Raw genomic sequence first — 26,144 nt, forward strand, 5'->3', positions numbered from 1 at the left:
AGCGTTGTGACAAACATAGCGGGTCACTCTTTTTATTCTTCCGCCAGAAATAGCTCCAGCAGCGAGTTGAGAAACAGCTTACCGTGCTCGGTCACCTGCCAGTGCTGCCCGGTTTCCGTCAGGTAACCTTGCGCCAGCGCGGCATCCAGTTGTGTTCTGATGACGCTTTCCGGCAGTCCGGTGTAGGCAGTAAACTCGGTACGCGGCGCGGGTTCCAACAGCCGCAAGCGGTTCATAAAGAATTCGAAGGGCCGGTCGGCCAGCGCGACTTCGCTGCGTTGTTGCAGATAGTTTCCCTGCATATAGCCGCGCGGGTGGCGGGTTTTCACCGTGCGCACGATAGCGCCGTCGGCGAAGGTGATTTTGCCGTGTGCACCGCATCCAATGCCCAGATAATCACCGAAGCGCCAGTAGTTGAGATTATGCTGGCACTGGTAACCCGGTTTGGCGTAGGCCGACGTCTCATACTGCTGATAGCCGGCGTCGCTCAGCAAACGGTGGCCTTGCTCGAAAATATCCCACAGTGCGTCGTCGTCCGGCAGCACTGGCGGCCTGGAGCCAAACAGCGTATTCGGCTCGATGGTGAGCTGATACCAGGACAGGTGCGGCGGGTTGAGCGCTATCGCCTGACGCAAATCGTCCAGCGCTTCATCCAGCAATTGTTCCGGCAGCCCGTGCATCAGGTCCAGATTGAAACTGCGCAACCCCAGACCAGCAGCCAGACGAGCAGCGCGTTTGGCCTCTTCCGGGCCGTGGATGCGGCCTAGCCGCGTTAGCTTATCCGGGCTGAAACTCTGTACGCCGATGGATATTCGGTTAACGCCCGCCCGCTGGTAGCCGCTAAACCGGTCGGCTTCCACCGTACCGGGATTGGCTTCCATGGTGATTTCCGCATCCGGCGTTAGTGGTAACCGCGCCCGTACGCCGTCCAGCACGTGTTGCATCGCCCCGGCGCTGAGCAGGCTTGGTGTGCCGCCGCCAATAAAAATGCTGTGCAGGGGGCGACCACCCGCCAGAAGCAGGTCAGCATCCAGATCCGCCAGCAGGTGTGCCACATAATCGTCGTGCGGCACCTCGCCTTTGAGCGCGTGGGAGTTGAAGTCGCAGTAAGGGCACTTTTGCACGCACCAGGGAATGTGGATGTACAGGCTGAGCGGCGGCAGATTAAGCATGTCGCAGCGCATCCAGTAACTGGCGCAGCGCCTGACCACGGTGGGAGTGAGCGTTTTTCTCTCCATGGCTGAGTTCTGCGGCGGTTTTGCCGAGTTGCGGCACGAAGAACACTGGGTCATAGCCGAAGCCGCCTTCGCCGACAGGCGCACGGGTGATGATGCCCTGCCAACTGCCATGGCACACCAGCGGCGTGGGGTCGTCGGCATGGCGCAGATACACCAGTACGCAGTGGAAGCTGGCCTGACGCTGCTCGTCCGGTACGTTATCCAGCGCCACCAGCAGTTTGTCCAGATTCTGCCGGTCACTGGCGTCTTCCCCGGCATAGCGGGCGGAATAGATGCCCGGTGCGCCACCCAATGCGTTGACCGCCAGCCCCGAATCATCGGCGATGGCGGGCAGGCCGGTTTCACGTGCGGCGTGGCGTGCTTTCAGAATGGCGTTTTCGATAAAGGTCAAACCGGTTTCTTCGGCGGAATCGACGCCCAGCGTGGTTTGCGCCACCACGTCAAGACCGAAATCCGCCAGCAGACCGGCGAGTTCACGCACTTTACCGGCATTGCCGGTGGCTAAAACCACGTTTTGCATCTGTTGTTCCTGCAATCTGTTTCAGGGTGTTGGTTCAGGGAATAGACTCAGACGATGAGGCCCGCGACATCGGTCGGGATGGCTTGCGGGTTGACGATTCTAATCTGTTTATGACGCCCAAGCTCCCCTTTTTCGATGGTCACCATGCTTTTGGCGACACGGAACTGTTTGGCAAGAAATTTGATCAGGTGGGCGTTGGCCTGGCCGTCTACCGGCGGTGCGGTGATGGCGACTTTGAGTTCGTCGCCATGCAACCCGATAATCTGGTCCCGGCTGGCTTTCGGCTGAATATACAGCCGAATCACCAGCCCGTCTTCACAGCGACTGACGGCACTCACAGCAGGAACCACAGCCCCGGAAAAAAGTCCATGCCGAGATAGTTCAACAGGTACAGCACTAAAATGACGATCATCGGCGAGAAATCCAACCCGCCGGCTGATGGCAGAATGCGGCGCAGCGGTCCTGTCAGCGGTTCGGTCAACTGATACAGCATGTAGTCTACCGGGCTGCGGCCCTGGCTGACCCAGCTCATCAGCGAGCGGATAATCACGACCCAGAACACCAGATAACCGGCGGATTTAATCAGCGCCAGCAGTCCGACCAGCAGGTTGATCGGGCTGAGCGACAGCGAGCCGACCTGAATCAGCAACAACAATGGATATTTCAGCGTAGTAAGCAGAAACGCCAGCAGCAGCGAGGCGCTGTCTATCGGACCCAGCGACGGAATAATGCGGCGCAACGGGCCGATGATCGGTTGGGTGAGTTTCACCACGAACTGGGCCAGTGGGTTGTAAAAATCACTGCGCGCCCACTGCATCCAGATACGCAGCAGCAACACCATTACGTACAGGTCAATCAGGGTCTTGACCAGAAAAGTCAGGGTAAGCATGAGACAGTCATTCCTTCATTTAAAGTCATGTTTCAGACGGCATCAAAACAACGATTCCATTTCTTTTGCACGGTGCACGGCGGCCTGCATGGCATCAGCGACAATCTGTCCCAACTGGCGTTCGTTGAACACGCGTAGCGCCTCGGCGGTGGTGCCGCCTTTAGAGGTCACATTTTCCCGCAATGTCGATAATGGCGTATCCGGGCTTGCCTCCACCAGCGCCGCCGCGCCGCTGGCCGCCTGTTGCACCAGCAGGCGGGCGGTATCGGCGTCGAATCCCTGACGAATCGCTTCCTGCTGCATGGCTTCCATAAACAGGAAAAAATAGGCGGGGGCGCTGCCGGCGGCAGCAATCACGCCATTAATGTGCGACTCGTCGGCGACCCAACACAGCTTACCGACGCTGTTCATCAGGTCGGCGGCAAACGCGCGATCAGTTTCGCTAACCTCGGCTGGCGCGTACAGACCGCTCATGCCCTGGCCCACCAGCGACGGGGTATTGGGCATAATACGTACGATATTGAGCGATGCGCCCAATAACTGGCGGAACCGGGCGATGCTGACGCCGGCGGCGATTGACAGTACCAGTTTACCGCTGAAATCCACCTGCTGTGCCAGCTCCCCGCAAACCTCGGCCATCAGTTGCGGTTTAACCGCCAGCACCACAACCGCGGCATCACGGGCGCAGGCGACATTGTCGCTCAGGCTGGTAATGCCATAGCGGGCGGCCAGTGTGTCCCGGTGGGTGGCGGACGGTGCGCTGACGCTGATGTGGCTGGCCGGATAACCGCCTGCCATCAGACCGGCGATGATCGCCTGCGCCATATTGCCCGCGCCGATAAAGGCTATTTTACGGTGTTCCATCAGATTCTCGCTGTTCTTATTTGTCCGTTAAGGTTAACTGGTGGGTGAGTGGTAATCACGTGCGCCAAAAATCGCGGTGCCGATCCGCACCAGTGTGCTGCCTGCTTCAATAGCGGCGGCCATGTCGTCGGTCATTCCCATCGACAAGGTATCCAAAGTGCCATAATCCGCTTTCAGTTGCAGAAAAAGTTCGGTCATTTGACGAAATACCGCCAGTTGACGGGTGTGATCCGTTTCCGGTGCGGGGATCGCCATCAACCCACGTAGCCGCAGATTCGGCAACCGCGCCACGCTGGCTGCCAGTTCCGGCAGGTCGCTGGCCATCATGCCGGACTTGCTCGCTTCCTGACTGATATTGACCTGTAACAGCACGTTGAGCGGCGGCAGATGTGCCGGGCGCTGTTCGTTCAGTCGCTGGGCGATGCGCAGTCGGTCGATGGTGTGACACCAGTCGAAATGCTCTGCCACCAGGCGGCTCTTATTCGACTGCAACGGCCCGATAAAATGCCATTCCAACACGGTATCCGGCTGGGCGGCCTGAAAATGAAGGATCTTATCCACGCCTTCCTGTACATAGTTTTCGCCAAACGCCCGTTGTCCGGCTGCAATAGCTTCTTCGAGCGCGCTCACAGGTTTGGTTTTGCTGACGGCAAGCAATGTAATCTCTTCTGAAGCACGGCCACAACGTTGCGCCGCCGCTGAGATTTTCTGCCGGACGTCCTGTAGATTTTGCTGAACTGTCGATATCGTCGCTACCGGTGTCATCGTCATAGTGATTTAAGGAGGCCAATCAATGGATGTGAGTGAATGGGTGAGCGCTAGTGTAAAACAGAATGTATCCGATCTGCACCTGTGTAGCGGTCACCCGCCGGTGTGGCGTATCGACGGTCAACTGGTGACGGATGTCGCCCAGCCGCCGTTGCACAATGCTGAGCTGGAGCAGTGGTGCCGCAGTTGGCTGGACCCGGCCTGCGATCAGCAACTGCGCCAATACGGGCAGACCGACTGTGCGCTGACGCTGCCGGAAGGTCAGCGGTTACGGGCAAACCTGTTTATGCAGCGTCACGGTTTGTCGGCAGCACTACGCTTGATCCCGCAACATCAGCCTGATTTGCAGGTGCTGGGTGCGCCGCCGGTGATAGCGGGTCTGGTCACCTGCACCGATGGCCTGATTCTGGTGACGGGGGCGACCGGCAGCGGTAAATCCACCACGCTGGCAGCGATGATAGCCGAACTTAATCAACGCCGTGCTTGCCACATCATTACGCTGGAAGACCCGATAGAGTTCCTGCATACCAGCACGCGCTGCCTGATCCAACAGCGGGAAATGGGCCGTCACAGCGAAGGGTTCGCCAGTGCGTTGCGAGCCGCGTTGCGTGAAGACCCGGACGTGCTGTTGCTCGGTGAGCTGCGCGACAGCGAGACGATTCGACTGGCGCTGACGGCGGCGGAAACCGGTCACCTGGTACTGGCTACGCTGCATACCCGGCGGGCTGTACAGGCGGTGGATCGGTTAGTCGATGTGTTCCCTGCCGAGGAGAAAGCGTTTGTGCGTGCGCAACTGGCTGCGAGTTTGCAGGCGGTGGTGGCGCAGAAATTAGTACCGGGGGTGCAAGGCGGACGCGTGGCACTGTTTGAGGTACTGACTGCTACGCCCGCGGTCAGCAACCTGATCCGCGAAGGCAAAACTCACCAGTTGACCAGTGTGCTGCAAACCGGCAGTCAGGTGGGGATGCAAACCTTTGAGCAGAGCTATCAGCAGCGGTATCGGGAAGGCGTGTTGCCGGATGATGCGCCTGACGGCGCATCATCATAAAGGCATCAGCTCATCTCTCGGCTTGGCGTGTTGCGGTGTTTAGTCCGACTTCGCCACAGCAGTGTCGGCTATGGTTTGTAGCATCGCCGTAAACTCAGGAGCGGGCACCGGGCGCGAAAACAGAAAACCCTGAGCATAGTCGCAACCGATGCGGGCGAGGGTGTCGCACTGTTGCTGTGTTTCAATCCCTTCCGCCACCACTTTGAGGCCAAGGCTGTGCGCCATGGCGATAATCGCCACACAGAGTTCAAACCCGACACCATCGATATCCTCAACAAAGGAGCGATCGATTTTCAGGCAATCAATGTCGAATTTTCTGAGATAGGCGAGTGAGGAATACCCGGTCCCGAAATCATCAATGGCGATCTGGATGCCGGTGTCACGAAACAGATGCAGGTTGTTGTTGACCCGCAGTTCGGCATTCAACAGCAAACCTTCTGTGATTTCGATGATCACGGCGCTTCCGTCCAGCCCGTGTCGCTCCAGTTCCTGGACCCAGCTCATGTCAGAGAAGTCTTTGCTGCGCAATTGGATTGGTGACTGGTTGATGGCGATTTGGAAATTCGGGTCGAATGTTTTACGCCACTGTGCCAGTTGGGTGATGGCCTGCCGGGCGACCCAGTCACCGAGTGGCACAATCAGGCCGGTATCCTCGGCAAGAGGAATAAACTCCGCCGGGCTGACCATACCGCGTGTGGGATGGTGCCAGCGCACCAGCGCTTCGGCTTTGACTACGTTGTTGCTTGCCAGTTCGATGATGGGTTGGTAATACACTTCGAATTGGTCGCACTGGATGGCATCACGCAAATCGTTGGTCAGACGTAAACGGGCGCGTGCCGCCTGTTGTAAGGCTGGAGTGTAGTAATTAAAACAGTTGCGCCCGGCTCCTTTGGCGGCATACATGGCCTGATCGGCATTTTTGAACAACCCTTCCAACGTGTCGCTATCGTTGGGAAATAAGGCAATACCGATACTCGCTGAAACCAACATGCTTTCTCCGTCGATATTGAACGGGCGTGCCAGATGTTCCAACAGGGTTTTGGCTATACGTTCGCAATCGTCGGCGCGGAGCAGATCAGACAAGATGATCGCAAATTCGTCGCCCCCCAAACGGGCGATAGTATCAGCCCCCTGAATACAATCGGTAATGCGGTTTGAAACCGCAAAGAGCAGCGCATCGCCGGCACTGTGTCCCAGGCTGTCATTGACCGATTTGAAATGGTCAAGGTCAATCAGCATCAGTGCCATTGGGCGTCCGGTACGTTTAGCGCATTCAACCGCTCGCTCAAGCTTATCCTGAAACATATGCCGGTTTGGCAGCGTGGTCACCGCGTCATAGTTGGCCTGTCGCCAGATCAGTTCCTCCTGCTTTTTGCGCTGTGTGATGTCGGAAAACATGCCGACATAACTTAACGGCGTGCCTGCTGCGTCTTTGACTACATTAATCGTCAGCTCTTTGAGGTAGGGAGTGCCATCTTTTTTGCGATCCCACATTTCACCGATCCACAACCCTTCTTCGTTCAAGGTACGCCCCATGGCGTTATAGAAATCGTCATCGTGTTGGTCGGATCTAAACATGTGCGAAGGTTGCCCGACTATTTCGGCTGGGCTATACCCGGTCAGGTGGGTGAACGCTGGGTTGATGGCAATCACTTGATTATTGGTACCAATAACGATGATGGCTTCCTGACTGCTTTCATAGACTGTGGCGGCAATCTTCATCTGTTCTCGTGCTTTTTGACGCTCGGTAATATCAAGCACGTATACCAGTCGGTCCGCCCTGTGCCCATGCTGCGCAAAAGGGACGGATTCTGACCAAACAGTAATAACGGCGCCATCATGGCGAACCACAGTCCATTCTCCCCCCAGCGTGCTGCCTTCATTCAGAAATAACTGATGACGAGCCAGTACGGATTCGCGGGCGGACTCCGGAAAAACCATGGTAAAGGAGCGGTTAATCATTTCTTCTTGGGTATAGCCATAGATGGCGCTATAGGCTGGGTTGACAGTGACATAATTTCCGTCGTAATTGATAACGGCAATACCTACCGGGCAGCGGTCAAGAATGGCCTGAAACAGACTTTCTGAATTCCATGGATAACCTGTCATCATTCACCTCATCATTGATGCTGCTTTTGTGACAAACCGTGTTGACTGACGGGTAATCGCGTTGCCATGCCGCCAGCTTATGGATGGTACGCAAGCCTGGTTTGTACGCTTCGTCTTGTGGTTAATTTATTATTTTTAATGTGAATCTTTCTGTATGCATCAAACTGGCCATAAGCGCTGCCGTCGTTCCGTTTCGATGAAGGTGTTTGTCTCATTCATTTTCTTTTAGCTCATTTTGCAGAAACTGTCCTGACAGAGAAATTATCGACCACTGACAGCAACTTCTGAGAAGTCTGTATTGAATTAAGGAAAAAAAATAGGTTTAGAGAAAAACAGAAGATGATGTACGGTGGGCTGCCTACGCGTGTGGTCAATGTATCTTCTTGGAAAAGGGTGATGATTTTCCATCACCCAATCGTGTCTTTCCCGTTTATTGCGCTATAGCGGCTATTTTGCGCTATTGCGGCATGATGATTATTGCAGCATGGAGGGATAGCGTACGCGTTCAGGGTCGCGCTGCATGATGATACGCCCGTGGCGGATGGACAACCGCGCTTTAGCCTGACGCTGCACGGCGTCGTAGTCGTTTTCCGCATCCAGAATCAGTAGGTTGGCCGGGCGGCCAACGGCGAGACCATAGCGTTCGCCCAGATGCAGTGCCTTGGCGCTGTTGTCGGTGACGAAATCAAGACAGCGTTGCAGGTCCTGGTACCCCATCATGTGGCAGATATGTAGCCCGGCGTCGAGAATACGCAGAATGTTGCCGTTGCCGAGCGGATACCAGGGATCTTTGATGGAATCCTGTCCGAAGCAGACGTTCATGCCGGCGCGGTCCAGTTCGGCTACCCTGGTGACGCCGCGGCGTTTGGGGAAGCTGTCGAATCGGCCTTGCAGGTGGATGCTTTCGGTTGGACACGACACGAAGCTAATGCCCGAACGCCGTAGCAGACGGAACAGTTTTGAGCAGGACGGAACAGTTTTGAGCAGTAAGCGTTGTCATAAGACCCCATGGCTACGGTGTGGCTGGCGGTGACGCGCGCTCCCATATCCCGCATCCGCGCCTCCTCTGCCAGCACCTCCAGAAAACGTGAGTGTGGATCGTCGGTTTCGTCGCAATGTACATCGACCAGACAACCGGTACGCTCCGCCAGATCCATCAGAAATTTCACCGAGCTGACCCCTTGTTCGCGGGTGTTTTCAAAATGAGGAATGCCACCGACCACGTCGGCACCCAGCGTGATGGCGCGCTCCATCAACTGGCGGCCTTCCGGGTATGAGTCGATGCCCTCTTGCGGAAAAGCGACGATTTGCAGGTCGATCAGATCTTTTACTTCGTCTTTGACGTCCAGCATCGCTTCCAGCGCCGCCAGCGATGGATCGGTAACATCGACATGAGTGCGAACGTGCTGGATGCCGTGGTCGCGCAGCATACCGATCGCCGTATGAGCACGACGCCGGGTGTCTTCGCGGGTAATCGTGGCTTTGCGCTGGCTCCAGCGCTCAATCCCTTCAAACAGCGTGCCACTCATGTTCCATTCCGGCTCGCCTGCGGTCAGGACGGCATCAAGATGAATGTGCGGCTCTACCAGCGGTGGGATGACCAGTTGCCCGGCGGCATCAATGGCGTCCGGCGTGGTGGGCAGCATAGTGGGTTGGACATCTATCGCAGCAATCAGGCCGTTGTGAAGTTGCAGCGTGTAAAACCCAGCCTGATGACGCAACGCAGCGTTGATAATCTTCATAACGACTCCTGTTCCTGTGGGAGGATATTGAACAGCGGTATCGCGGTTTCCTGCGTCGGTGAACCGGACAGACGCCAGATTAACAGTGCAACGGTAGCGCTGAGGCGAAACAACGGGTCATTCAGGCTGCTGCCCGACAGCTGTTCAATACGTTGCAGACGTTGATGCAGTGTATTGCGATGGATGTCCAGTCGCTCGGCGGCTTTGAGCAGATTGCTGTTTTCCTGCAATACCGCATCCAGCGTTTCAATCAGCAAATAAGGTGATTTGCGGCTATTTTCCATCAGATTGTCCAGTATGTTGTGCATAAATCGGGTGAGCAATGCCGGGTCGCTGACGGCGTTCAGCAATTGCAGCACCCCTGGTTCAGTGTAGTCGCACAAGCCGGTTTCAGGCCGCATAGCCGCAGCGGCGTTCAGCGCTTGTCTGGCTTCGTTGAGTCCGCGCCGGTAGTGCGAGGCCGTGCTGACCGGGCCGGATATCCCGCCGTGCAACGTCAGTGGCGCGATATCGGCGTTGACGGCCTGGCGGAATGCCGCAAGCCCATGATGCCGTTGTTGCAGCAGCGGACTGTTGGCCGGTAACACCGTAAGCCATAGATCACCGAGCGTGACCGGCGGCAGGGCGTCGGGCATCCGTTTCTGTAGCTGTTGCTGCAACTGCTGGTGCGCCCCATGCAGTTGTGCTTCTGGGTAAGTTTGTGCTTCCGGGCAAGCGTCATGAGGTGAAGAAAACAAGGAGGCTATGTCGCATAAGCGCCATGCTATCACCCGGTGCGGCTGGTCCAGCGGCCATTGCAACCGGGCGGCGCGCAGATAAATAAGCGACAGATCCAGTGAGTCGCTGGTCAGCAACTGGAGCAGAATATCGCTGCGCCATTTATCCCGGTCGCTTTCGCTATGACGATAAAACACCTTCCTGTGATGAGATGCCGACATGATGATCCCTCTGACTTTGTCCCGATAGGGGAAACGGCAATGTCTGTGAAACGCAGCAAGAAACGTGCCGGTTTTGCTGTGAGCGGCGGTGCGGTGATGGGGGAGCAATCCTGTGCAGGCTGCATGATTTGGCGTCAAAATATGGCATGTCATGCCCGTTTGCTGTGCGTTGTGCTGTGTTATGCACCGCAAGTGTGACGCTGTCGGACGATCGAGAAGACGGGTCGCTAAGACTAAGAAACGGCAGTGGCCGTGATGGCCACTGCCGAAGCAGAGGGGGAATCAGCGTGTTTGCAGCAGAGGCGTATGCTCTTCAATACGGAACATCGCCATTGCCTGCACCAACTGGCGAGACTGCTCTTCCAGCGATTGGGTAGTGTCGGTCGATGCCTTGACCAGCGAAGCATTCTGCTGGGCTACTTTGTCAATCTGGGTGAAGGCGATATTCACCTGTTCAATGCCGCGATGCTGTTCCTGAGAGGCGTAGGAGATCTCTTTCATCAGGCTGGTGATGCGGTTGATCTCTTCCGCTACGTCGTCCATGGTTTCACCCGCTTTGGCCGCCAGATCCAGCCCTTGCGACACATGGGACTGAGAGTCCAGAATCAGCGTGCGGATCTCTTTGGCGGCCTGGGCGCTGTGCTGCGCCAGATTCCGCACTTCGCCTGCGACCACGGCAAAACCTTTGCCCTGCTCACCGGCGCGGGCGGCTTCCACGGCGGCGTTGAGCGCCAGAATGTTGGTCTGGAAGGCAATGCCGTCGATAACGCCGAGAATATCGCTGATGCGTTTGGCGCTGGTGGCGATTTCACGCATTTTCTCCACTACATAGTTAACGGATTCATTGCCGCGATCCGTGGTGTCGGAAACCTGATTGGTCAACTGGTGGGCCAGTTCAGCGTTATCGGCATTGCGTTTAACCGTCGCACTCAGTTCTTCCAGGCTGGCGGCTGTCTGCTCCAGCGCCGCGACCGACTCCTCGGTGCGTTCTGCCAGATGGCGGTTACCGCTGAACAGTTCACGACTGCCTTGATCAATCTGATAACTGGCGTCACGTACCTGACCGACTGAATTCAGCAACGCCAGTTGCATACGCTCGATGGCATCGTTCAGCCGCCCCAGTTCATTGTTGCCTGCAGGCGTAACGCGGCGGGTCAAATCACCGGAAGCCACGTGCTCCAGTTGCTCAATAGCGTTGTCCAGCGGTTTGAGCAGCATGTGGCGCAATGCCAACCAACCCAGCAGTACCAGCAGCAAAGATAACAAACAGGCAAACCCGATCAGCATCAGCATTAACCGTTCGTTGCTATTGGCCTGTTGGATGTGTTGTGCGGAGAGTTGTTGGGAGTAGCTGCGGAAATTCTGGATGGATTTATCAAACGCATCGCTAAGCGGGGTCAGATTGTTTTCCAGCAAGGTGTAATATTCGTCGGTGTACTGTCTTTTCAGGGCGTCTAACATCGGTTTTAGCCCCTGGTTCAGGTAATCCTGATAACTTTTCAACACCTGTTGCGCCAGTTTCTGTTCTGGTTCGCTCGTGGTTTCCACACTGCTGAACTGGCGAATTTCCTTGTCGGATTGTTGTACGTAGCTGTCCAATTTATCCGTTTCTTTGGCGCCTACGTCCAGCAACCCGATTTCTATTTTACGTACCGCCAGCGTAGCGGACGCTCTGGCACGTAACGTCAGGTTATAACCATTCATCAACGCGCCCAACTGTTCACCCTGGATCTGATTGAGCGACGTCAGGGAAGCGCGGCTCTTATTGATAGCCTGAATCCCCATACCGCTGACCAGCAGTAATAACAGGGTGATAACGGCCAGCAGCGTCAGCAGACCGGTACGGATGGAGATATTTTTTAAACGCATGGTTCCATTTCCTATGTGTGTGCAGAGAACAAAAAAACCACTGACAAAGCCTGTTTATGGCTCGCCGTACGTTAAGGTGCTGTAGGGGTAATTTTGTTCAGAACATAGCAGATGAAACAGTCCGTTAGAAAGTGAGATTCTCTTATATTTTGTGAATGGAAATATATATATATTCGGGGAATTAATCTTTAGGGAAGATCAAATGGCGCTAAATAAATTCGCCCGGCGCTGATCACTGGTTTATCATCTGCTGATAAAAAATGAACATAATGGGCCGATGCCTTGGCTGGCGAGCGCCATACCAGTTCTGGTCCGCGTTTTCCGGGGCAGTCGAATGAATGTCCGGCAAGGTTTCCGAGGTTTCTGTGCAGTTAACAAGTTTTACAGATTATGGTTTGCGAGCGCTGATTTATATGGCGTCACTGCCGGAGGGCAAAATGACCAGCATTTCAGAAGTCACTGAAGTGTATGGCGTGTCACGCAATCATATGGTGAAGATAGTCAATCAACTGAGTCATGCCGGGTTGGTTATGGCCGTACGCGGTAAAAATGGCGGCATCCGATTGGGACGCGATCCGTCTGCTATCCGCATTGGCGATGTGGTGCGGGAATTGGAGCCGCTCTCTCTGGTTAACTGTAGCAAGGAGTTTTGTCATATCACCCCCGCCTGCCGTTTAAAGCAAGCCTTGCATCAGGCGGTACAGAATTTCCTGAAAGAACTGGATAATTATACGCTCGCCGATATGGTGGAAGAAAATCCGCCCCTCTATAAATTACTTCTGGTTGATTAAGCCTGTTCAGCCAACTGCTGATGACAACGGAGGAACCGCAATGTCACAAGATCCGTTTCTGGAACGTGAAGCAGAAAAATACGAATTCCCTATCCCCAGCCGCGAGTACATTCTGGAGCATCTGGCAAAACGAGATACGCCTATCAGCCGCGAGGAGTTGGCTTCTGATCTACAACTGACCAGCGATGAACAACTGGAAGGGTTGCGTCGTCGGCTGCGCGCCATGGAGCGTGATGGACAACTGGTGTTTACTCGCCGCCAGTGTTACGCGCTGCCGGAAAAACTGGATTTGCTGCGCGGTACGGTGATTGGTCATCGTGATGGCTATGGTTTTCTGCGGGTGGAAGGGCGTAAAGATGACCTTTACCTGTCCGCCGAACAAATGAAAACCGTGATTCATGGCGATGTGGTGCTGGCTCAGTCGCTGGGGGAAGACCGCCGGGGACGTCGGGAAGGGCGCATCGTACGCGTACTGGAGCCGCGCAACAGCCAGATAGTCGGGCGTTACTTCACCGAAGCCGGCACCGGTTTTGTGGTGCCGGACGACAGCCGCCTGAGTTTTGACATCCTGATTCCGCCGGAATTTATCGCCGGTGCCCGTATGGGGTCGGTGGTGGTAGTGGATCTGACCCAACGTGCGACCCGCCGCACCAAGGCTATCGGCAAGATAGTGGAGATTCTCGGCGATAACATGGGGACCGGGCTTGTGGTAGACATCGCGCTACGCACCCATGAGATCCCGCATAGTTGGCCGCCCAAAGTGGAAGAGCAGGTGAGTGACCTGACGGAAGAGGTGCCGGAAGACGCCAAACAAGGCCGGGTCGATTTACGTAAACTGCCGCTGGTCACCATTGACGGTGAAGACGCGCGCGATTTTGACGACGCCGTGTACTGTGAGAAGAAACGCGGCGGCGGCTGGCGACTGTGGGTGGCTATCGCTGACGTCAGCTACTATGTGCGTCCTGGTACGGCGTTGGACCATGAGGCCCGCGCGCGCGGCACCTCGGTTTACTTCCCGTCGCAGGTGGTGCCGATGCTGCCGGAAGTGCTTTCCAACGGGCTGTGTTCGCTCAACCCACAGGTAGATCGCCTGTGTATGGTGTGTGAAATGACCGTTTCCGCGCAGGGCAAATTATCCGGCTACCAATTCTATGAAGCGGTGATGAGTTCTCATGCCCGTCTCACCTACACCAAGGTGTGGAATATTTTGCAGGGCGACGACGCGTTGCGCGAGCATTACCAGCCGCTGGTGGCACCGCTGGAAGAGCTGCACCGGATGTATAAGGTGCTGGAACATGCGCGTGAGGTGCGTGGCGGTATCGCATTTGAAACCGAAGAAGCCAAATTCATCTTTAACGCTGAACGTCGCATCGAACGGGTGGAAGCGGTGGTGCGTAACGATGCGCACAAGCTGATTGAAGAGTGCATGATTCTGGCGAATATCTCGGCGGCGAAGTTTGTCGAGAAGAGCGAAGAGCCGGCGTTGTTCCGTGTGCATGACCAGCCCAGCGAAGACCATGTGCTGGCGCTGCGCAGCGTGCTTGGCGAGCTGGGGCTGACGCTGAACGGCGGCATGAAACCGCAGCCGAAAGATTATGCCGAACTGATGAATTCCATCGCTGAGCGGCCCGATCATGAAATGTTGCAGACTATGCTGCTGCGCTCAATGAAGCAGGCTATCTACGACCCGGAAAACCGCGGTCACTTTGGGCTGGCGCTGACCTCGTATGCACACTTTACCTCGCCTATCCGGCGTTATCCGGACCTGTCGCTGCACCGTGCCATTAAGTATCTGTTGAGCGACCGTAAAGCCCGCTGGACTCACAGCGGTGGCTGGCACGCCGATTTCAACGAGATGTTACAACTGGGCGAGCACTGCTCGATGACGGAACGCCGGGCCGACGAAGCTACGCGTGATGTGGCCGACTGGCTGAAGTGTGACTTCATGCAGGATCATGTTGGGGAAACCTTTACCGGCATTATCTCCAGCGTCACCGGTTTTGGTTTCTTCGTACGCCTCAATGACCTGTTTATCGATGGTCTGGTGCACGTCTCCACGCTGGATAACGATTATTATCGCTATGACAACGTCGGCCAGCGTTTGATCGGCGAATCCCGTGGTCAGACTTATCGACTGGGGGACGAGGTGGAAATCCGTGTTGAAGCGGTACACATGGATGAACGCAAGATTGATTTTGCGTTGATCTCTTCCACCCGTAAGGTGCGTGGTGCAGGCAAAACCGCGCGTGATCGGGTGAAGAAAGGCAGCGATGCAGGCGCGAAGCCACCGCGTCGTCGGCGCACCGGCCAGCGCGCCAACTTTGAGCCGGATAGCGCGTTCCGCCCTGAAGGCGACGGTAAAAAACGCCAGCCTGCCAGCAAGGATAAAGGTAAGGAGAAAACCGGCGGTAAAAAGAAGGCGGCAAAATCGCAAAAGAACGCTGAAAAAACGCGTAAGATTGCGGCAGCCACTCGCGCTAAGCGCGCCAGCAAAAAGACGAAACCGGCAGAGTGACGCAGGTCGCCTGACCGTTGTATGTGTATCATGGGCAGCCGGGTTGGCTGCCTTAACCTGTTTGAAGCGTATTATTAAAGAGTAGTAATGAGCGAAATTATTTACGGCATCCATGCGGTGAAAGCGCTGCTGGAACAAGATCCCCAACGTTTTCTGGACGTGTTCATCCTAAAAGGGCGTGAAGACCGCCGCCTGCAACCGCTGATCACCGAGCTGGAAGCCAACGGCATCGCGGTGCAGGTTGCCAGCCGCCAGTGGCTGGATGATAAGGTGGATGGCGCGGTGCATCAGGGCATTGTCGCCAGGGTGAAAGAAGGCAGACAGTATCAGGAAAACGACCTGCCGGGGCTGCTGGCATCGTTGGATACTCCGTTCCTGCTGGTGCTGGATGGGGTGACCGACCCGCACAATCTGGGTGCCTGCCTGCGTAGTGCTGACGCGGCGGGGGTTCACGCAGTGATTGTGCCGCGTGATCGTTCCGCCCAACTGAATGCCACCGCGAAGAAAGTCGCCTGCGGCGCAGCGGAAACGGTGCCGCTGATCCGCGTCACCAATCTGGCGCGCACGCTGCGTTTCTTGCAGGAACAAAACGTCTGGATCGTCGGTACGGCGGGCGAAGCGGATCATACCTTGTATCAAAGTAAACTGACTGGCCCACTGGCGTTGGTGATGGGGGCTGAAGGCGAGGGAATGCGTCGCCTGACCCGTGAGCATTGCGATGAGCTGATCAGCATTCCAATGGCGGGTAGTGTGTCGTCGCTGAATGTCTCGGTCGCCACCGGCGTCTGCCTGTTTGAGGCGGTGCGTCAGCGTTTGGTGTAACGGTGGCGGGCGTGCGCTAAAAGAAACCGACACCGGGGAGATATCCGGCAACAGGGCAACCGTCACGGGTTGCCCTGTTGCTATCGGATGAAGTGCTATCGGGTGAAGACAGGCGTTATTTCTTCAGGCTGGCGATTTTCTGTTCTACCGCCGCGCACCATAGTACCGAATTGCGCGATGGCCAGGACGAGGCGGGTAAACGGCTTTCTACCGCCTGCTGCCACACCAACGACCCGATATCGACATTACCCAGCAGTTCGCGTGTGTTGACCAGCGATTCTATCCAGGCATTCCATTCCGGGCTGCGGCACGGATACTCCGAAGCCGCGACCGCACCGCTAAAGCCGCTGGTCAGCAGTAACAACGCGATGGCGGCAATCTTTGTTTTCATCCTTATCCTCTCAATCTTGCTGTAGTGGTACTGATTTTGTCTGAGCGGTTCATGGTCGTGGCGCGGTTGGCAATGGCCGATAGAAGACCGCATAACCGTGCCAGCTATTCCGCAGCACATGTTCGTTTTCTGTCAGGCTGACGACCTGGTAGTAAGGCATACCACGTGCGTTGGCCTGACGCTGTATTTCCTGTACCGCATCATCCAGGCTGCCGTATACAGTGACCGAGACAGACCCGGTCTTTTGCAGTAGATAGCTTTGCTCTCTGGAGACTTCGACTGCCTGTTTTGCGGGGGGTGGTGGCGGAACCGGTTTGCCAGCCAGCAACGCGCAACTGCTGAGTAACATCGACAGCGTGGTGCTTAACAATACCTTGCGCCAGAGCGTCGGACTAAACAGCCATGATAGGCGAGCCATAATGCAATGCTCCACTCAGTTCAGTGTGAAAGTACAGGTAGTGTAACCGCTTGAGGAAAAGAGAGATACCGCTGGCGTGTAAAGGGGAAAACGCACTACGGCAAACCTCCGCCGCTAGCCAGCGGAGGTTTGAAACGATCCGTGCCTGAAACGATCAATGCTGGATGGCGAACACGCTGACGACATCGCTCAGATGGTGGCCTTTCTCACGTAGCCCTTGGGCCGTGTTTACCGAGTTTTGTACCAGCGAGGCGTTCTGGTGAATCGCTTGTCCAATCTGGCTGATAGCCACATTAACCTGCTCGATTCCCAGCGCTTGTTCGCGTGAGGCGAGATCAATATCGTTGACGATTGTGCTGACCTGCTGGCTGCGTTGCAGCAGATCGTCCATGACCGTGCGGGTTTTTTCCGAGAAATGGTAGCCGGTTTCGATCTGATGCAAAGATTCGGCAATCAGCGCTTCGATTTCCTTCACCGCTGAAGCGCTGCGCTGGGCCAGCGAGCGTACCTCGGCGGCGACCACGGCGAAGCCCTTGCCGTGCTCGCCAGCGCGAGAGGCTTCCACGGCGGCGTTGAGCGCCAGAATGTTAGTCTGAAATGCGATGGACTCAATAGTGGTGGTGATGTCGGCTATCTTCTGCGATGAGCGTTTGATTTCACTCATGGTTTCCACCGAGTCCGCCACGGTTTTGCTGCCATTTTGCGCGGCGCTGGCGCTTTGCGCCGCCAGATTTTTGGCGGCGGAAACGTTGTCGGCATTTTGTTTCACTGTTGATGCCAACTGTTCCATCGTCGCTGAGGTTTCTTCCACACTGCTGGCCTGACGAGAAATCTGCTCGCTGATATTACCGCTGTCTTCGGCCAGCGCATCAGTACCGACGGCGATCTCCTGCTCAGCATCACGCACCTGCGACACCAGCCGGGTCAGGCCGTGTCCCATACCGTTGATGGCGTCTACCAACCTGCCTACTTCATCCTGACTCTGGGTGGTAAGCGTAGCCTGTAGATTCCCGGCGGCGAACTGTTCCGCCACGTTAACCACTTCATCCAATGGCCGGCTTAACCAGCGGCGGATGAGATAGACAAAGAACAGGGCAAACAGTGCTACCAGCGCGATACCACCGCCTAAAAACAGATTGCGGATAGTGGTGATTTCCGCAAGCAGGCTGGCTTTGCTGATGGTGCCGACGACAACCCATTTCCATTGCGGTACGCTGCGGTACACCATCACTTGGGTACGATCATCGCCGTTCAGGCTGTTATCGGCGTATTCCAGACTGCCGCTGTCATTTTTCAACACCCGTTGCAGTACATCGCCAGACCAGTTCGGTTTTTGCCCGATCAGCGTCGGGTGTACCAGATAGGTGCCGGCTGCGGCGTCTGCCTTGTTGAGTACGATAAAATGGCCGGTATCACCAATTTGCTTATCCAGAATGCGTTTTTGCATTAGGGCAAATTCTTTGCTGATATCAATCCCGACGAACAGAATGGCGATGACGTTACCGCTGGCGTCGGTAACCGGTTGGTACTGGGTGATATATTGTTTGCCGAACAGTACCGCCAACCCGCTAAAAGCGTTGTTGCCGGAGACTGAGGTAAACGCCGGACTGGTGCGATCCAGTTTGGTGCCGATGGCGCGTGAGCCGTCCTCTTTTTTTAGCGATGTGGCGATGCGTACGAAGTCGTCGCCATCGCGCACGAAAATGGTGGAGATAGCGCCGGTACGGTTGAAGAAATCGTCGGTAACGGCGGTATTCATATTGAGAATGGTATCACCGGACTTCAGTGTCGGCGCGGTGGTGCCGCTGATGGGTAAACGCGCCTGATTATCTACGGTGAAACGAGAAGGAAGAAAGCTGGCAAACAGATTGGTGTAGTTGTTGACGCTGGCCTGCAGGCTCGTGTCGTACATGGCTATCATATCCGTAATACCGGTGACCTGACTTTCCATGTCATGCATTGTCAAGGATTCCAGCTTATCGCCTGCTGAGCGCGTCAGACTGAGGCTGAAAGCAAGAAACAGCACTGCCACACTCAGGGAGGCAATGACCGAAAGTTTGACACCGAGGCTCCAGCGTCTAAAAGCAAGCTGCATGATGATTCTCTTTACTGTGGGACATGATTGGGGGTTGATTAATGCCGTTAACGACAAAAAAGCGCAGAATTTTACACTAATTGATGTTTTTGTAATTAATTTGATTAAAGTCATTGCAAGTTGTCGTGTGGGTTATCTGTCGGGTGGTGAGAAAAAGGAGACGATGATGGTAGAGATGGGAAGTGAGAATGTTTCAGGAATAGAGGTGCTACATGCTTTTCCATCTGGTTGCAGAATGCGGCCATTACCGACCATTTTCTTTTTTCATGGCTATACCTCGTCGAAGGAGGTCTACTCGTATTTTGCCTATGCGCTGGCGAAGGCCGGATTTCGTGTTATCGCACCGGACGCGTTGATGCATGGCGCACGGTTTGACGGCGATGACGCGCGGCGCTGGCGCTGTTTTTGGGATATTTTGCTGAATAATGTGCAGGAGTTGCCAGGGTTTCGGGTCTGGTGCCGTGAACACGGGCTGATTGACGGTGATAGAGTCGGAATGTGTGGCGCGTCGATGGGCGGGATGACGGCACTGGCTGCGATGACGCAATACCCCTGGCTGCGCTCGGTCGCGTGTTTTATGGGTTCCGGCTATTTTTCGTCGCTGTCGCAGACGCTGTTTCCGCCGGTAATGTCGGATGAACCGCAAGCGCAGGCGCAGTTGCAAGCGCTGGCTGAACGGGTCGCGCCCTATGATGTGCGCCATCAGTTGGATAAGCTTGCCGACCGACCCCTGTTGCTCTGGCATGGTCTGGCGGATGAACTGGTACCGGCGCAGGAGAGTGAACGATTGTACCGGGAACTGAGCGCCCGTCAGTTACAGCAGCACCTGACTTATCTGACCGAGGCTGGCATTGGTCACAAGATTACCCCGACCGCTCTGGAAGCCTGTGTGGATTTTTTCTCTCGAACACTGTGATTTTTTCTCTATCAGGCCCACCGGCAGCCGATTCGCTCTGGTTTTCCGGTTTTCTCATGCCGGAAATCAGCAATATGGCTTGTTTTCCCATATGGAGGTCATTATAATTACGCGTCATTTTTTCAGCCGTACACAACACGTTCCTTGCTTCCATGGGCCACGGCTGACCCTGACAGGAGGCTGAATAATCCGTAAGGAGCAATTCGATGCGTCATTACGAAATCGTTTTTATGGTTCATCCTGACCAGAGCGAACAGGTTCCGGGCATGATCGAGCGTTACACTGGTGCCATCACTGGTGCAGAAGGCAAGATCCACCGTCTGGAAGACTGGGGCCGCCGTCAGCTGGCTTACCCGATCAACAAACTGCACAAAGCCCACTACGTTCTGATGAACGTTGAAGCGCCGCAGGAAGTGATCGATGAGCTGGAAACTAACTTCCGCTTCAACGACGCCGTTATCCGCAGCATGGTTATGCGCGTTAAACACGCGGTAACTGAAGCATCTCCGATGGTGAAAGCGAAAGACGAACGCCGTGAGCGTCGTGACGAATACGCTGAAGCTGATGATGATGCTGAAGTTGGGGATTCTGAAGAGTAATTGTTGTGGTGACGGCCAATCGGCTGGAATTGTCTGGCACGGTGTGCAAGACACCCATTCGAAAAGTCAGTCCGTCGGGTATTCCTCACTGTCAGTTTGTGCTTGAGCACCGTTCAGTGCAGGAAGAGGCCGGACTTAGCCGACAAGCATGGTGCCGTGTGCCCGTGATTGTCAGTGGACACCCGTCACAAGCATTTACCCACAGTATAACGGTCGGTATGCAACTCAGGGTTCAGGGGTTCATCAGTTGCCACCAAGGGCGCAATGGCCTCAGTAAATTGGTGTTACATGCCGAGCAGATTGAATTGATTGATTCTGGAGACTAGCCAAATGGCACGTTATTTCCGTCGTCGCAAGTTCTGCCGTTTCACCGCGGAAGGCGTTCAAGAGATTGACTATAAAGACATCGCAACGCTGAAAAACTACATCACTGAAAGTGGTAAAATTGTACCGAGCCGCATCACTGGCACCCGTGCAAAATACCAGCGTCAACTGGCCCGCGCTATCAAGCGTGCGCGCTACCTGTCTTTGTTGCCGTACACTGATCGTCATCAGTAATCGGCCACTGTCCATTAACGAGACTTTGAGAGGATAAGGTAATGCAAGTTATTCTGCTGGATAAAGTAGCAAACCTGGGCAGCCTGGGTGATCAGGTTAACGTTAAAGCGGGCTACGCTCGTAACTTCCTGGTTCCGCAGGGCAAAGCCGTGCCGGCAACCAAGAAAAACGTTGAGTTCTTCGAAGCCCGTCGCGCTGAACTGGAAGCCAAACTGGCTGACGTTCTGGCTGCTGCTGAAGCCCGCGCTGAGAAAGTTAACACGCTGGCTTCCGTGACCATCGCTTCTAAAGCGGGTGACGAAGGTAAACTGTTCGGTTCTATCGGTACTCGTGACATCGCTGATGCGGTGACTGCTGCGGGTGTTGAAGTAGCGAAAAGCGAAGTTCGTCTGCCGAACGGCGTTCTGCGCACACTGGGTGAGCACGAAGTGAGCTTCCAGCTGCACAGCGACGTATTCGCTAAGCTGAACGTTGTCGTTGTTGCTGAGTAATTTTTACTTCGCTGCATGATAACGCGTAAAACGCTGGCCTTGTGCCAGCGTTTTGCATTTCTGCACTATCATCATGTCTGCGCTATCATCATTTTTGTATCACCATCATCTTTGTACTCTCTCATCGCTATTAGCCATTCACTGGAAAGATCATCAGCACCTATTTCCAGTATAAAGGTAGGGCTATTTAGCTGCCTTTCTCTGATTTTTTACTCTATTTTATTGATATTTAAATATTTAATTAATTTCATCACTGTGTTTTTTCTGCTTAATAATTTTCTGTGATGTTATTCACATATATTTTTTTCACCTGAAAAGCGACGTCGAATAAATGTCAGGTGGCGATACTCATCACACTCCATGCTGAAATTTTCATCGTCTTCTTGACAGTGATACGCCCTTCATCGGAAAAATATGCAAACGTTCCTGCAAACGTTTTATAAAAAAGAATGTATTAAAAAAACCCTACAGAAGAAAGAGGACACGATGAAAAACATCAATATAGCGATGGGCTTATGCTGCGGCAGTTTACGTATGAGAGGAAACGGTAGCGCCGGTGTAAAACCGGCGGCATCACGCCATGGTGCGTTTGTTACCAGAACAAAGAGGGTAAGAGGAAGACCGGACGGTTATACGGCGAACTAAACAGCCTCACCGTAACTGTTACAGCGTGCTGAACATCATTAAGCCAGTCAGGGAAATAGCGAGAAGTCTTTTCCTGAATGGGTAACCCACAGCACATCCTCACCATCCTTTCTGGAGAAAAACCTATGTCAACGCATGACATGAGTGTCGGCGCGATGAGTGGTGCCGTCAGTACTGTTGCCTCTGGGGGCACAACATCGGCTGAATTGGTAGCCCGCCTTGAACGAATGCCGATTACCCGCCAGTTGATGACAATTCGTGTAGTAGTTGGTCTTTCAACCTTCTTTGATGCTTATACCGTACTGGCAATCGCATTTGCCATGCCGCAACTGGCGGCAGAATGGGGATTGAATGCGACGGATATTGGAATGATTATCGCCGCCAGCTATGTCGGGCAATTAGTCGGAGCCGTATTTTTTGGTTCTCTGGCCGAAAAAATTGGTCGTCTCGGCGTATTAAAGATAACGATTGTTCTTTTTGTGATAATGGATGCATCCTGCCTGTTTGCCTGGAGCGGTACCTCAATGATGGTATTCCGTTTCCTGCAAGGCGTGGGTATTGGCGCTGAAGTGCCGGTCGCCAGTTCCTATATCAATGAATTCGTCGGTGCCAAAAAGCGTGGGCGATTCTTTCTGTTGTATGAAGTCATTTTCCCAATAGGCATGATGTTTGCGGGCATCGCTGGGTATTTTCTGGTGCCGATTTATGGCTGGAAGGCGATGTTTATCGTGGGGCTGATTCCATCCATCATCACGGTGCCGTTACGCTGGTTTATGCCGGAGTCACCTCGCTGGCTGGCTTCCAGGGGACGCCTGGCCGAAGCGGACGCCGTGGTAAAAAAACTTGAGGATGAAGTGATTCGCCATGGCGGCACGCTGCCTGAACCGGTGGTTCGCCAAACTGAGGAGAAAGCTGTTGCCCGGCAAGGGTGGCGTGAATTGTTTCATGGTATTTACCGCAAGCGTACGTTTACCATTTGGGCACTGTGGGTGTGTGGATATACCATCAATAATGGTCTGGTGACCTGGTTGCCAACGCTGTATAAAAAGGTGTTCGGATTACCGATTGAAACCGCACTGGCGTATGGCTGGACGACATCGGCGTTTGGTGTGTTGGCCTCGATTGTCTGCGCGTTGTCGATTGATAAAGTAGGGCGTAAGCCCTGGTATGCAGCAGCATTCCTATTGGCGATCATTCCTCTGGTTACGCTGACCGGGCTGGGAGCGACCAGTCCGATGCAGATTCTGGTTTGTGCGACGGCGGCATACGCCATATTACAAACCGTCACCTTCTCTTTGTATCTCTACTCTTCAGAACTTTATCCGACGCGGTTACGCGCCATCGGCACCGGGCTTGGTAGCGCATGGCTGCGAGCAGGCTCTGCCGTTGGCCCTATGCTGGTCGGTATTATCGTCAGCGATTTTGGTATTCGGTATGTGTTTGTCGCCTTTGCGTTGATAGCCTTGATCGGGGGTGTGGTAACGCTGTTGTACGCGATTGAAACCAAAGGAAAGGTCCTGGAGGAATTATCGCCATAGCGGCTCCTGATCTCGTTTGCCCCGTGTCTGCGGGGCAAACCCATCAGTGACTGATCGTTAATTGGGCTGATTCTATATGGAGAAATTGGCAGTGGTCGTTTTGCCATACCTACTGCCTGTTGCTAAGACAATACGATTAAGGATAGTTATCTGCATCAGATGATTGATTTTATGAATAGCGTTTCAGGCACCCAATGACAATAATAAAGATAAGATACGGTAGACTGTCGGGGGATAACAGACGCTCTTATCTTTTAATTTATTGAACCCGTAAGCATTAATAGACTTGATATTGTTAGACCCGTCACGTTTCTGTATTTTTTTTGACGAAAAATGTAATTTTGTCGTGCCCTAAGCAAAACGAATACAGCATATTCAATGCACCAAAACCGTTACCGATAATATGACAATATAACGTAATTTTTCTCTTCTGGTCGTCAAGGGTGGGATAGATATGGGTTTTATTAATAAGCTAATGAATAGAATGAAAGTGTCTCATAAGTTATATGGGGGCTTTTCGGTCGTTCTCATGTTGGTGATTATCGCCTCAGGATTTGCTGCGGTTCGTTTTTTTACTATCCGTGATCTCTATATAAAGACGACGATCATGAATGAGATGAACCATTACCTTGATCAGTCGAAAATCGCGAGAATTAAATATTTCTTTTCCTTTGACGAGTCCAATCTTAATAATCTGGTGAATTATAACAACCAGATAGTTGGGAGTATTAATAAAACCAAAACGTTATCATGGGACGATGAATATTCTGCTTCTTTGAATAGCCTTGATCTGAATATGAAGCAGTACTGGCTGGATCTGGATGTGGAGAAGGCGGCATTAAATAAAGTCAGGGAGACGAATAATACTATTGATGCGCTGGGTGGGGGGAATCAACTGACTCAGGCTATCGGCAGTGTAGTGCTGAAGCCCGATGAGACTGGCTTGCTGGCAAAGCGCGATGCGATGTTGTTGGCAATCGCTAAACTGAGCGTCAGTACGCAGGTATTGCAGCGGGTCGGTAATGCAGATTCGCTAAAAGCGCAGCAGCGTAATTATGATGAGGCGCTGAAAGCGCAGGCCGATCTTGCCGGGGCGCTTGATAGTGAGCGAAAAGCCAGGCTGGCCGATGCTGCTGCCTACATTGACAGTTATGGTCGGGTCGGCAAACAGTATTTTGACAACCTGACCAACCTGAAGACCGCTGATACGAAATTTCGCGCTACGGGGGATAAAATCACTGCAGATATTGCCAGCATTGTCAACAATATAGATGCAAAAAATAGCGTGATCGTTAACAACTCGGTATTGCAGATGATAATCCTCGGTGGGGTTGCCGTATTGTTCGGTTTGCTGATTTCCTGGTCGATAACCCGACAGATCACCCGCCCTATTATGTCCAACCTGAAACTGGCGGAAACCATTGCCGATGGCGATTTGTCTACCTCAGTGACGATTGAACGTAACGACGAACTGGGAATGCTGACGAGCGCCATGATGGATATGACATTACGATTGCGCAAGCTGGTGGCGGATATTCGCCACAGCGTCCATCGTGTAGCAGGCGCATCGACGGCTATCGCTTCAGGTAATAATGATCTTTCATCGAGAACGGAACAGCAATCCAGTGCGATTGTGGAAACGGCAGCCAGTATGGAACAGCTGACCTCAACGGTGAAAAACAATGCCGATAACGCCCGCCATGCCAGCCAGATTACCAGTCAGGCATCCAATATTGCTAATCAGGGCGGCGATATTATCCGGCAGGTGATTCGCACTATGTCCGATATTTCCGGCAGTTCCAAGAAGATTTCCGATATTACTTCCGTCATTAATAGCATCGCGTTTCAGACCAATATCCTGGCGTTGAACGCCGCTGTGGAGGCAGCTCGTGCCGGGGAGCAAGGCCGTGGATTTGCGGTTGTCGCCAGCGAAGTGCGCAGTTTGGCGCAGCGCAGTTCTCAGGCGGCCAAAGAGATTGAATCGCTGATTTCTGAATCGGTTTCCCGTGTGGATGTGGGGGCGGAGCTGGTGACGAAAGCGGGCGCGACTATGGATGAAATCGTCGAGTCGGTAAACTCGGTCAATAACCTGATGAGCGAAATCGCTATCGCGTCTGATGAACAGAGCCGTGGTATTTCGCAGATCGGTAGCGCTGTGACCGAAATGGATTCGACCATCCAGCAGAATGCCTCCATGGTCAGTGAATCCTCGTTAGCGGCACATGCGCTGGAAGAGCAAGTGGCGCGTCTGGCTGAATTGATTGCGGTCTTCCATCTGCCTGAAGGCAGTGATGATGATGCGGAATCAGACTATGGTCGCCCTGCGGCGCTGGTGTCGGCGCGTCGGTTGTTATCGTAACGCAATCCGCTCTGGCCGCTC

The 26,144-nt window shown here is 54.1% G+C and carries 25 protein-coding genes and 1 pseudogene; 13 read left to right on the forward strand and 13 right to left on the reverse strand.

Annotation, left to right across the window (positions count from 1 at the left end; genetic code table 11):
- Positions 1-32 precede the first annotated feature (32 nt).
- The 6 genes from hemW to Dpoa569_RS03635 are packed head-to-tail and all read right to left on the reverse strand — an operon-like array spanning position 33 to position 4,282.
- Positions 33-1,172 carry a radical SAM family heme chaperone HemW gene (gene hemW, locus Dpoa569_RS03610; RefSeq protein WP_146411066.1) on the reverse strand — a complete coding sequence of 380 codons (1,140 nt, stop codon included), beginning with the start codon at positions 1,170-1,172 and terminating at the stop codon, positions 33-35.
- Complete coding sequence (gene rdgB / locus Dpoa569_RS03615) at positions 1,165-1,758, reverse strand: RdgB/HAM1 family non-canonical purine NTP pyrophosphatase (protein WP_042872608.1); 594 nt, start codon at positions 1,756-1,758, stop codon at positions 1,165-1,167. Before rdgB ends, hemW begins: the two co-directional genes overlap by 8 nt.
- A 47-nt stretch (positions 1,759-1,805) precedes the next feature.
- Complete coding sequence (yggU, locus tag Dpoa569_RS03620) at positions 1,806-2,096, reverse strand: DUF167 family protein YggU (protein ID WP_042872605.1); 291 nt, start codon at positions 2,094-2,096, stop codon at positions 1,806-1,808.
- The gene (locus Dpoa569_RS03625) at positions 2,093-2,647 is read right to left on the reverse strand and encodes a YggT family protein (protein ID WP_042872602.1); all 555 of its coding nucleotides are present in this window, start codon (positions 2,645-2,647) and stop codon (positions 2,093-2,095) included. Before Dpoa569_RS03625 ends, yggU begins: the two co-directional genes overlap by 4 nt.
- A 42-nt stretch (positions 2,648-2,689) precedes the next feature.
- A complete protein-coding gene (gene proC / locus Dpoa569_RS03630) occupies positions 2,690-3,511 on the reverse strand; it encodes a pyrroline-5-carboxylate reductase (protein ID WP_042872600.1) in 822 nt (273 codons plus the stop codon).
- A gap of 33 nt (positions 3,512-3,544) precedes the next feature.
- The gene (locus Dpoa569_RS03635; protein ID WP_322619422.1) at positions 3,545-4,282 is read right to left on the reverse strand and encodes a YggS family pyridoxal phosphate-dependent enzyme; all 738 of its coding nucleotides are present in this window, start codon (positions 4,280-4,282) and stop codon (positions 3,545-3,547) included.
- A 22-nt stretch (positions 4,283-4,304) separates the two neighbouring features.
- Here Dpoa569_RS03635 and Dpoa569_RS03640 point away from each other — a divergent pair, with 22 nt between their 5' ends.
- On the forward strand, positions 4,305-5,327 hold the full coding sequence (locus tag Dpoa569_RS03640) for a type IV pilus twitching motility protein PilT (protein ID WP_042872598.1): 1,023 nt from the start codon (positions 4,305-4,307) through the stop codon (positions 5,325-5,327).
- A 39-nt stretch (positions 5,328-5,366) separates the two neighbouring features.
- Here the strand turns inward: Dpoa569_RS03640 and Dpoa569_RS03645 are convergent, their stop codons facing one another.
- From Dpoa569_RS03645 to Dpoa569_RS03655, 3 genes and pseudogenes are all read right to left on the reverse strand, one after another.
- Positions 5,367-7,439, reverse strand: a complete 2,073-nt coding sequence (locus Dpoa569_RS03645; protein WP_227983122.1) for a sensor domain-containing protein — start codon at positions 7,437-7,439, stop codon at positions 5,367-5,369.
- 471 nt (positions 7,440-7,910) lie between these two features.
- Positions 7,911-9,178: pseudogene (gene codA / locus Dpoa569_RS03650) on the reverse strand (cytosine deaminase).
- On the reverse strand, positions 9,175-10,116 hold the full coding sequence (locus Dpoa569_RS03655) for a PucR family transcriptional regulator (RefSeq protein ID WP_042872596.1): 942 nt from the start codon (positions 10,114-10,116) through the stop codon (positions 9,175-9,177). The pseudogene codA and the gene Dpoa569_RS03655 overlap by 4 nt, the downstream one beginning before the upstream one ends.
- Positions 10,117-10,155: 39 nt before the next feature.
- Between Dpoa569_RS03655 and Dpoa569_RS03660 the strand changes: the two genes are divergently transcribed.
- On the forward strand, positions 10,156-10,314 hold the full coding sequence (locus tag Dpoa569_RS03660; protein ID WP_155683829.1) for a hypothetical protein: 159 nt from the start codon (positions 10,156-10,158) through the stop codon (positions 10,312-10,314).
- Between the two features lie 84 nt (positions 10,315-10,398).
- Here the strand turns inward: Dpoa569_RS03660 and Dpoa569_RS03665 are convergent, their stop codons facing one another.
- Positions 10,399-11,985, reverse strand: a complete 1,587-nt coding sequence (locus Dpoa569_RS03665; RefSeq protein WP_146411069.1) for a methyl-accepting chemotaxis protein — start codon at positions 11,983-11,985, stop codon at positions 10,399-10,401.
- A 365-nt stretch (positions 11,986-12,350) separates the two neighbouring features.
- Between Dpoa569_RS03665 and nsrR the strand changes: the two genes are divergently transcribed.
- The 3 genes from nsrR to rlmB all read left to right on the forward strand — a co-directional run bounded on the left by nsrR (position 12,351) and on the right by rlmB (position 16,113).
- Positions 12,351-12,776: a nitric oxide-sensing transcriptional repressor NsrR gene (gene nsrR / locus Dpoa569_RS03670; protein WP_042874065.1), complete on the forward strand. Its 426-nt coding sequence runs from the start codon at positions 12,351-12,353 to the stop codon at positions 12,774-12,776.
- A 40-nt stretch (positions 12,777-12,816) separates the two neighbouring features.
- Positions 12,817-15,291 (forward strand): ribonuclease R, encoded by a 2,475-nt coding sequence (gene rnr, locus Dpoa569_RS03675; RefSeq protein ID WP_042872594.1) that lies wholly within the window; start codon positions 12,817-12,819, stop codon positions 15,289-15,291.
- 87 nt (positions 15,292-15,378) lie between these two features.
- Positions 15,379-16,113 carry a 23S rRNA (guanosine(2251)-2'-O)-methyltransferase RlmB gene (rlmB, locus tag Dpoa569_RS03680; protein WP_042872592.1) on the forward strand — a complete coding sequence of 245 codons (735 nt, stop codon included), beginning with the start codon at positions 15,379-15,381 and terminating at the stop codon, positions 16,111-16,113.
- A gap of 115 nt (positions 16,114-16,228) precedes the next feature.
- On the opposite strand, the gene Dpoa569_RS03685 is transcribed toward rlmB, so the two are convergent.
- The 3 genes from Dpoa569_RS03685 to Dpoa569_RS03695 form a co-directional block, all read right to left on the reverse strand.
- Positions 16,229-16,504, reverse strand: a complete 276-nt coding sequence (locus tag Dpoa569_RS03685; RefSeq protein ID WP_042872589.1) for a hypothetical protein — start codon at positions 16,502-16,504, stop codon at positions 16,229-16,231.
- A 49-nt stretch (positions 16,505-16,553) separates the two neighbouring features.
- On the reverse strand, positions 16,554-16,922 hold the full coding sequence (gene bsmA / locus Dpoa569_RS03690) for a biofilm peroxide resistance protein BsmA (RefSeq protein WP_042872588.1): 369 nt from the start codon (positions 16,920-16,922) through the stop codon (positions 16,554-16,556).
- Between the two features lie 154 nt (positions 16,923-17,076).
- A complete protein-coding gene (locus Dpoa569_RS03695) occupies positions 17,077-19,017 on the reverse strand; it encodes a methyl-accepting chemotaxis protein (protein ID WP_042872587.1) in 1,941 nt (646 codons plus the stop codon).
- A gap of 166 nt (positions 19,018-19,183) precedes the next feature.
- Between Dpoa569_RS03695 and yjfP the strand changes: the two genes are divergently transcribed.
- From yjfP to Dpoa569_RS03730, 8 genes are all read left to right on the forward strand, one after another.
- On the forward strand, positions 19,184-19,933 hold the full coding sequence (gene yjfP / locus Dpoa569_RS03700) for an esterase (protein ID WP_042874064.1): 750 nt from the start codon (positions 19,184-19,186) through the stop codon (positions 19,931-19,933).
- A 206-nt stretch (positions 19,934-20,139) separates the two neighbouring features.
- Positions 20,140-20,532: a 30S ribosomal protein S6 gene (rpsF, locus tag Dpoa569_RS03705; protein WP_042872586.1), complete on the forward strand. Its 393-nt coding sequence runs from the start codon at positions 20,140-20,142 to the stop codon at positions 20,530-20,532.
- Between the two features lie 5 nt (positions 20,533-20,537).
- Entirely contained in the window at positions 20,538-20,858 is a 321-nt protein-coding gene (gene priB / locus Dpoa569_RS03710; RefSeq protein WP_128569781.1) for a primosomal replication protein N, read from the forward strand.
- Positions 20,859-20,862: 4 nt separating this feature from the next.
- The gene (rpsR, locus tag Dpoa569_RS03715) at positions 20,863-21,090 is read left to right on the forward strand and encodes a 30S ribosomal protein S18 (protein WP_000135199.1); all 228 of its coding nucleotides are present in this window, start codon (positions 20,863-20,865) and stop codon (positions 21,088-21,090) included.
- Between the two features lie 41 nt (positions 21,091-21,131).
- The gene (gene rplI / locus Dpoa569_RS03720; protein WP_042872585.1) at positions 21,132-21,581 is read left to right on the forward strand and encodes a 50S ribosomal protein L9; all 450 of its coding nucleotides are present in this window, start codon (positions 21,132-21,134) and stop codon (positions 21,579-21,581) included.
- 414 nt (positions 21,582-21,995) lie between these two features.
- Positions 21,996-22,226 carry a hypothetical protein gene (locus Dpoa569_RS19405; protein WP_146411072.1) on the forward strand — a complete coding sequence of 77 codons (231 nt, stop codon included), beginning with the start codon at positions 21,996-21,998 and terminating at the stop codon, positions 22,224-22,226.
- A gap of 125 nt (positions 22,227-22,351) precedes the next feature.
- Positions 22,352-23,764, forward strand: a complete 1,413-nt coding sequence (locus Dpoa569_RS03725; protein ID WP_128569780.1) for an MFS transporter — start codon at positions 22,352-22,354, stop codon at positions 23,762-23,764.
- A gap of 454 nt (positions 23,765-24,218) precedes the next feature.
- Positions 24,219-26,123, forward strand: coding sequence for a methyl-accepting chemotaxis protein (locus Dpoa569_RS03730; RefSeq protein WP_042872584.1), 1,905 nt, complete (start codon positions 24,219-24,221; stop codon positions 26,121-26,123).
- The last annotated feature ends 21 nt before the right edge of the window (positions 26,124-26,144 follow it).

This window comes from Dickeya poaceiphila, assembly GCF_007858975.2.
GTDB lineage: Bacteria > Pseudomonadota > Gammaproteobacteria > Enterobacterales > Enterobacteriaceae > Dickeya > Dickeya poaceiphila.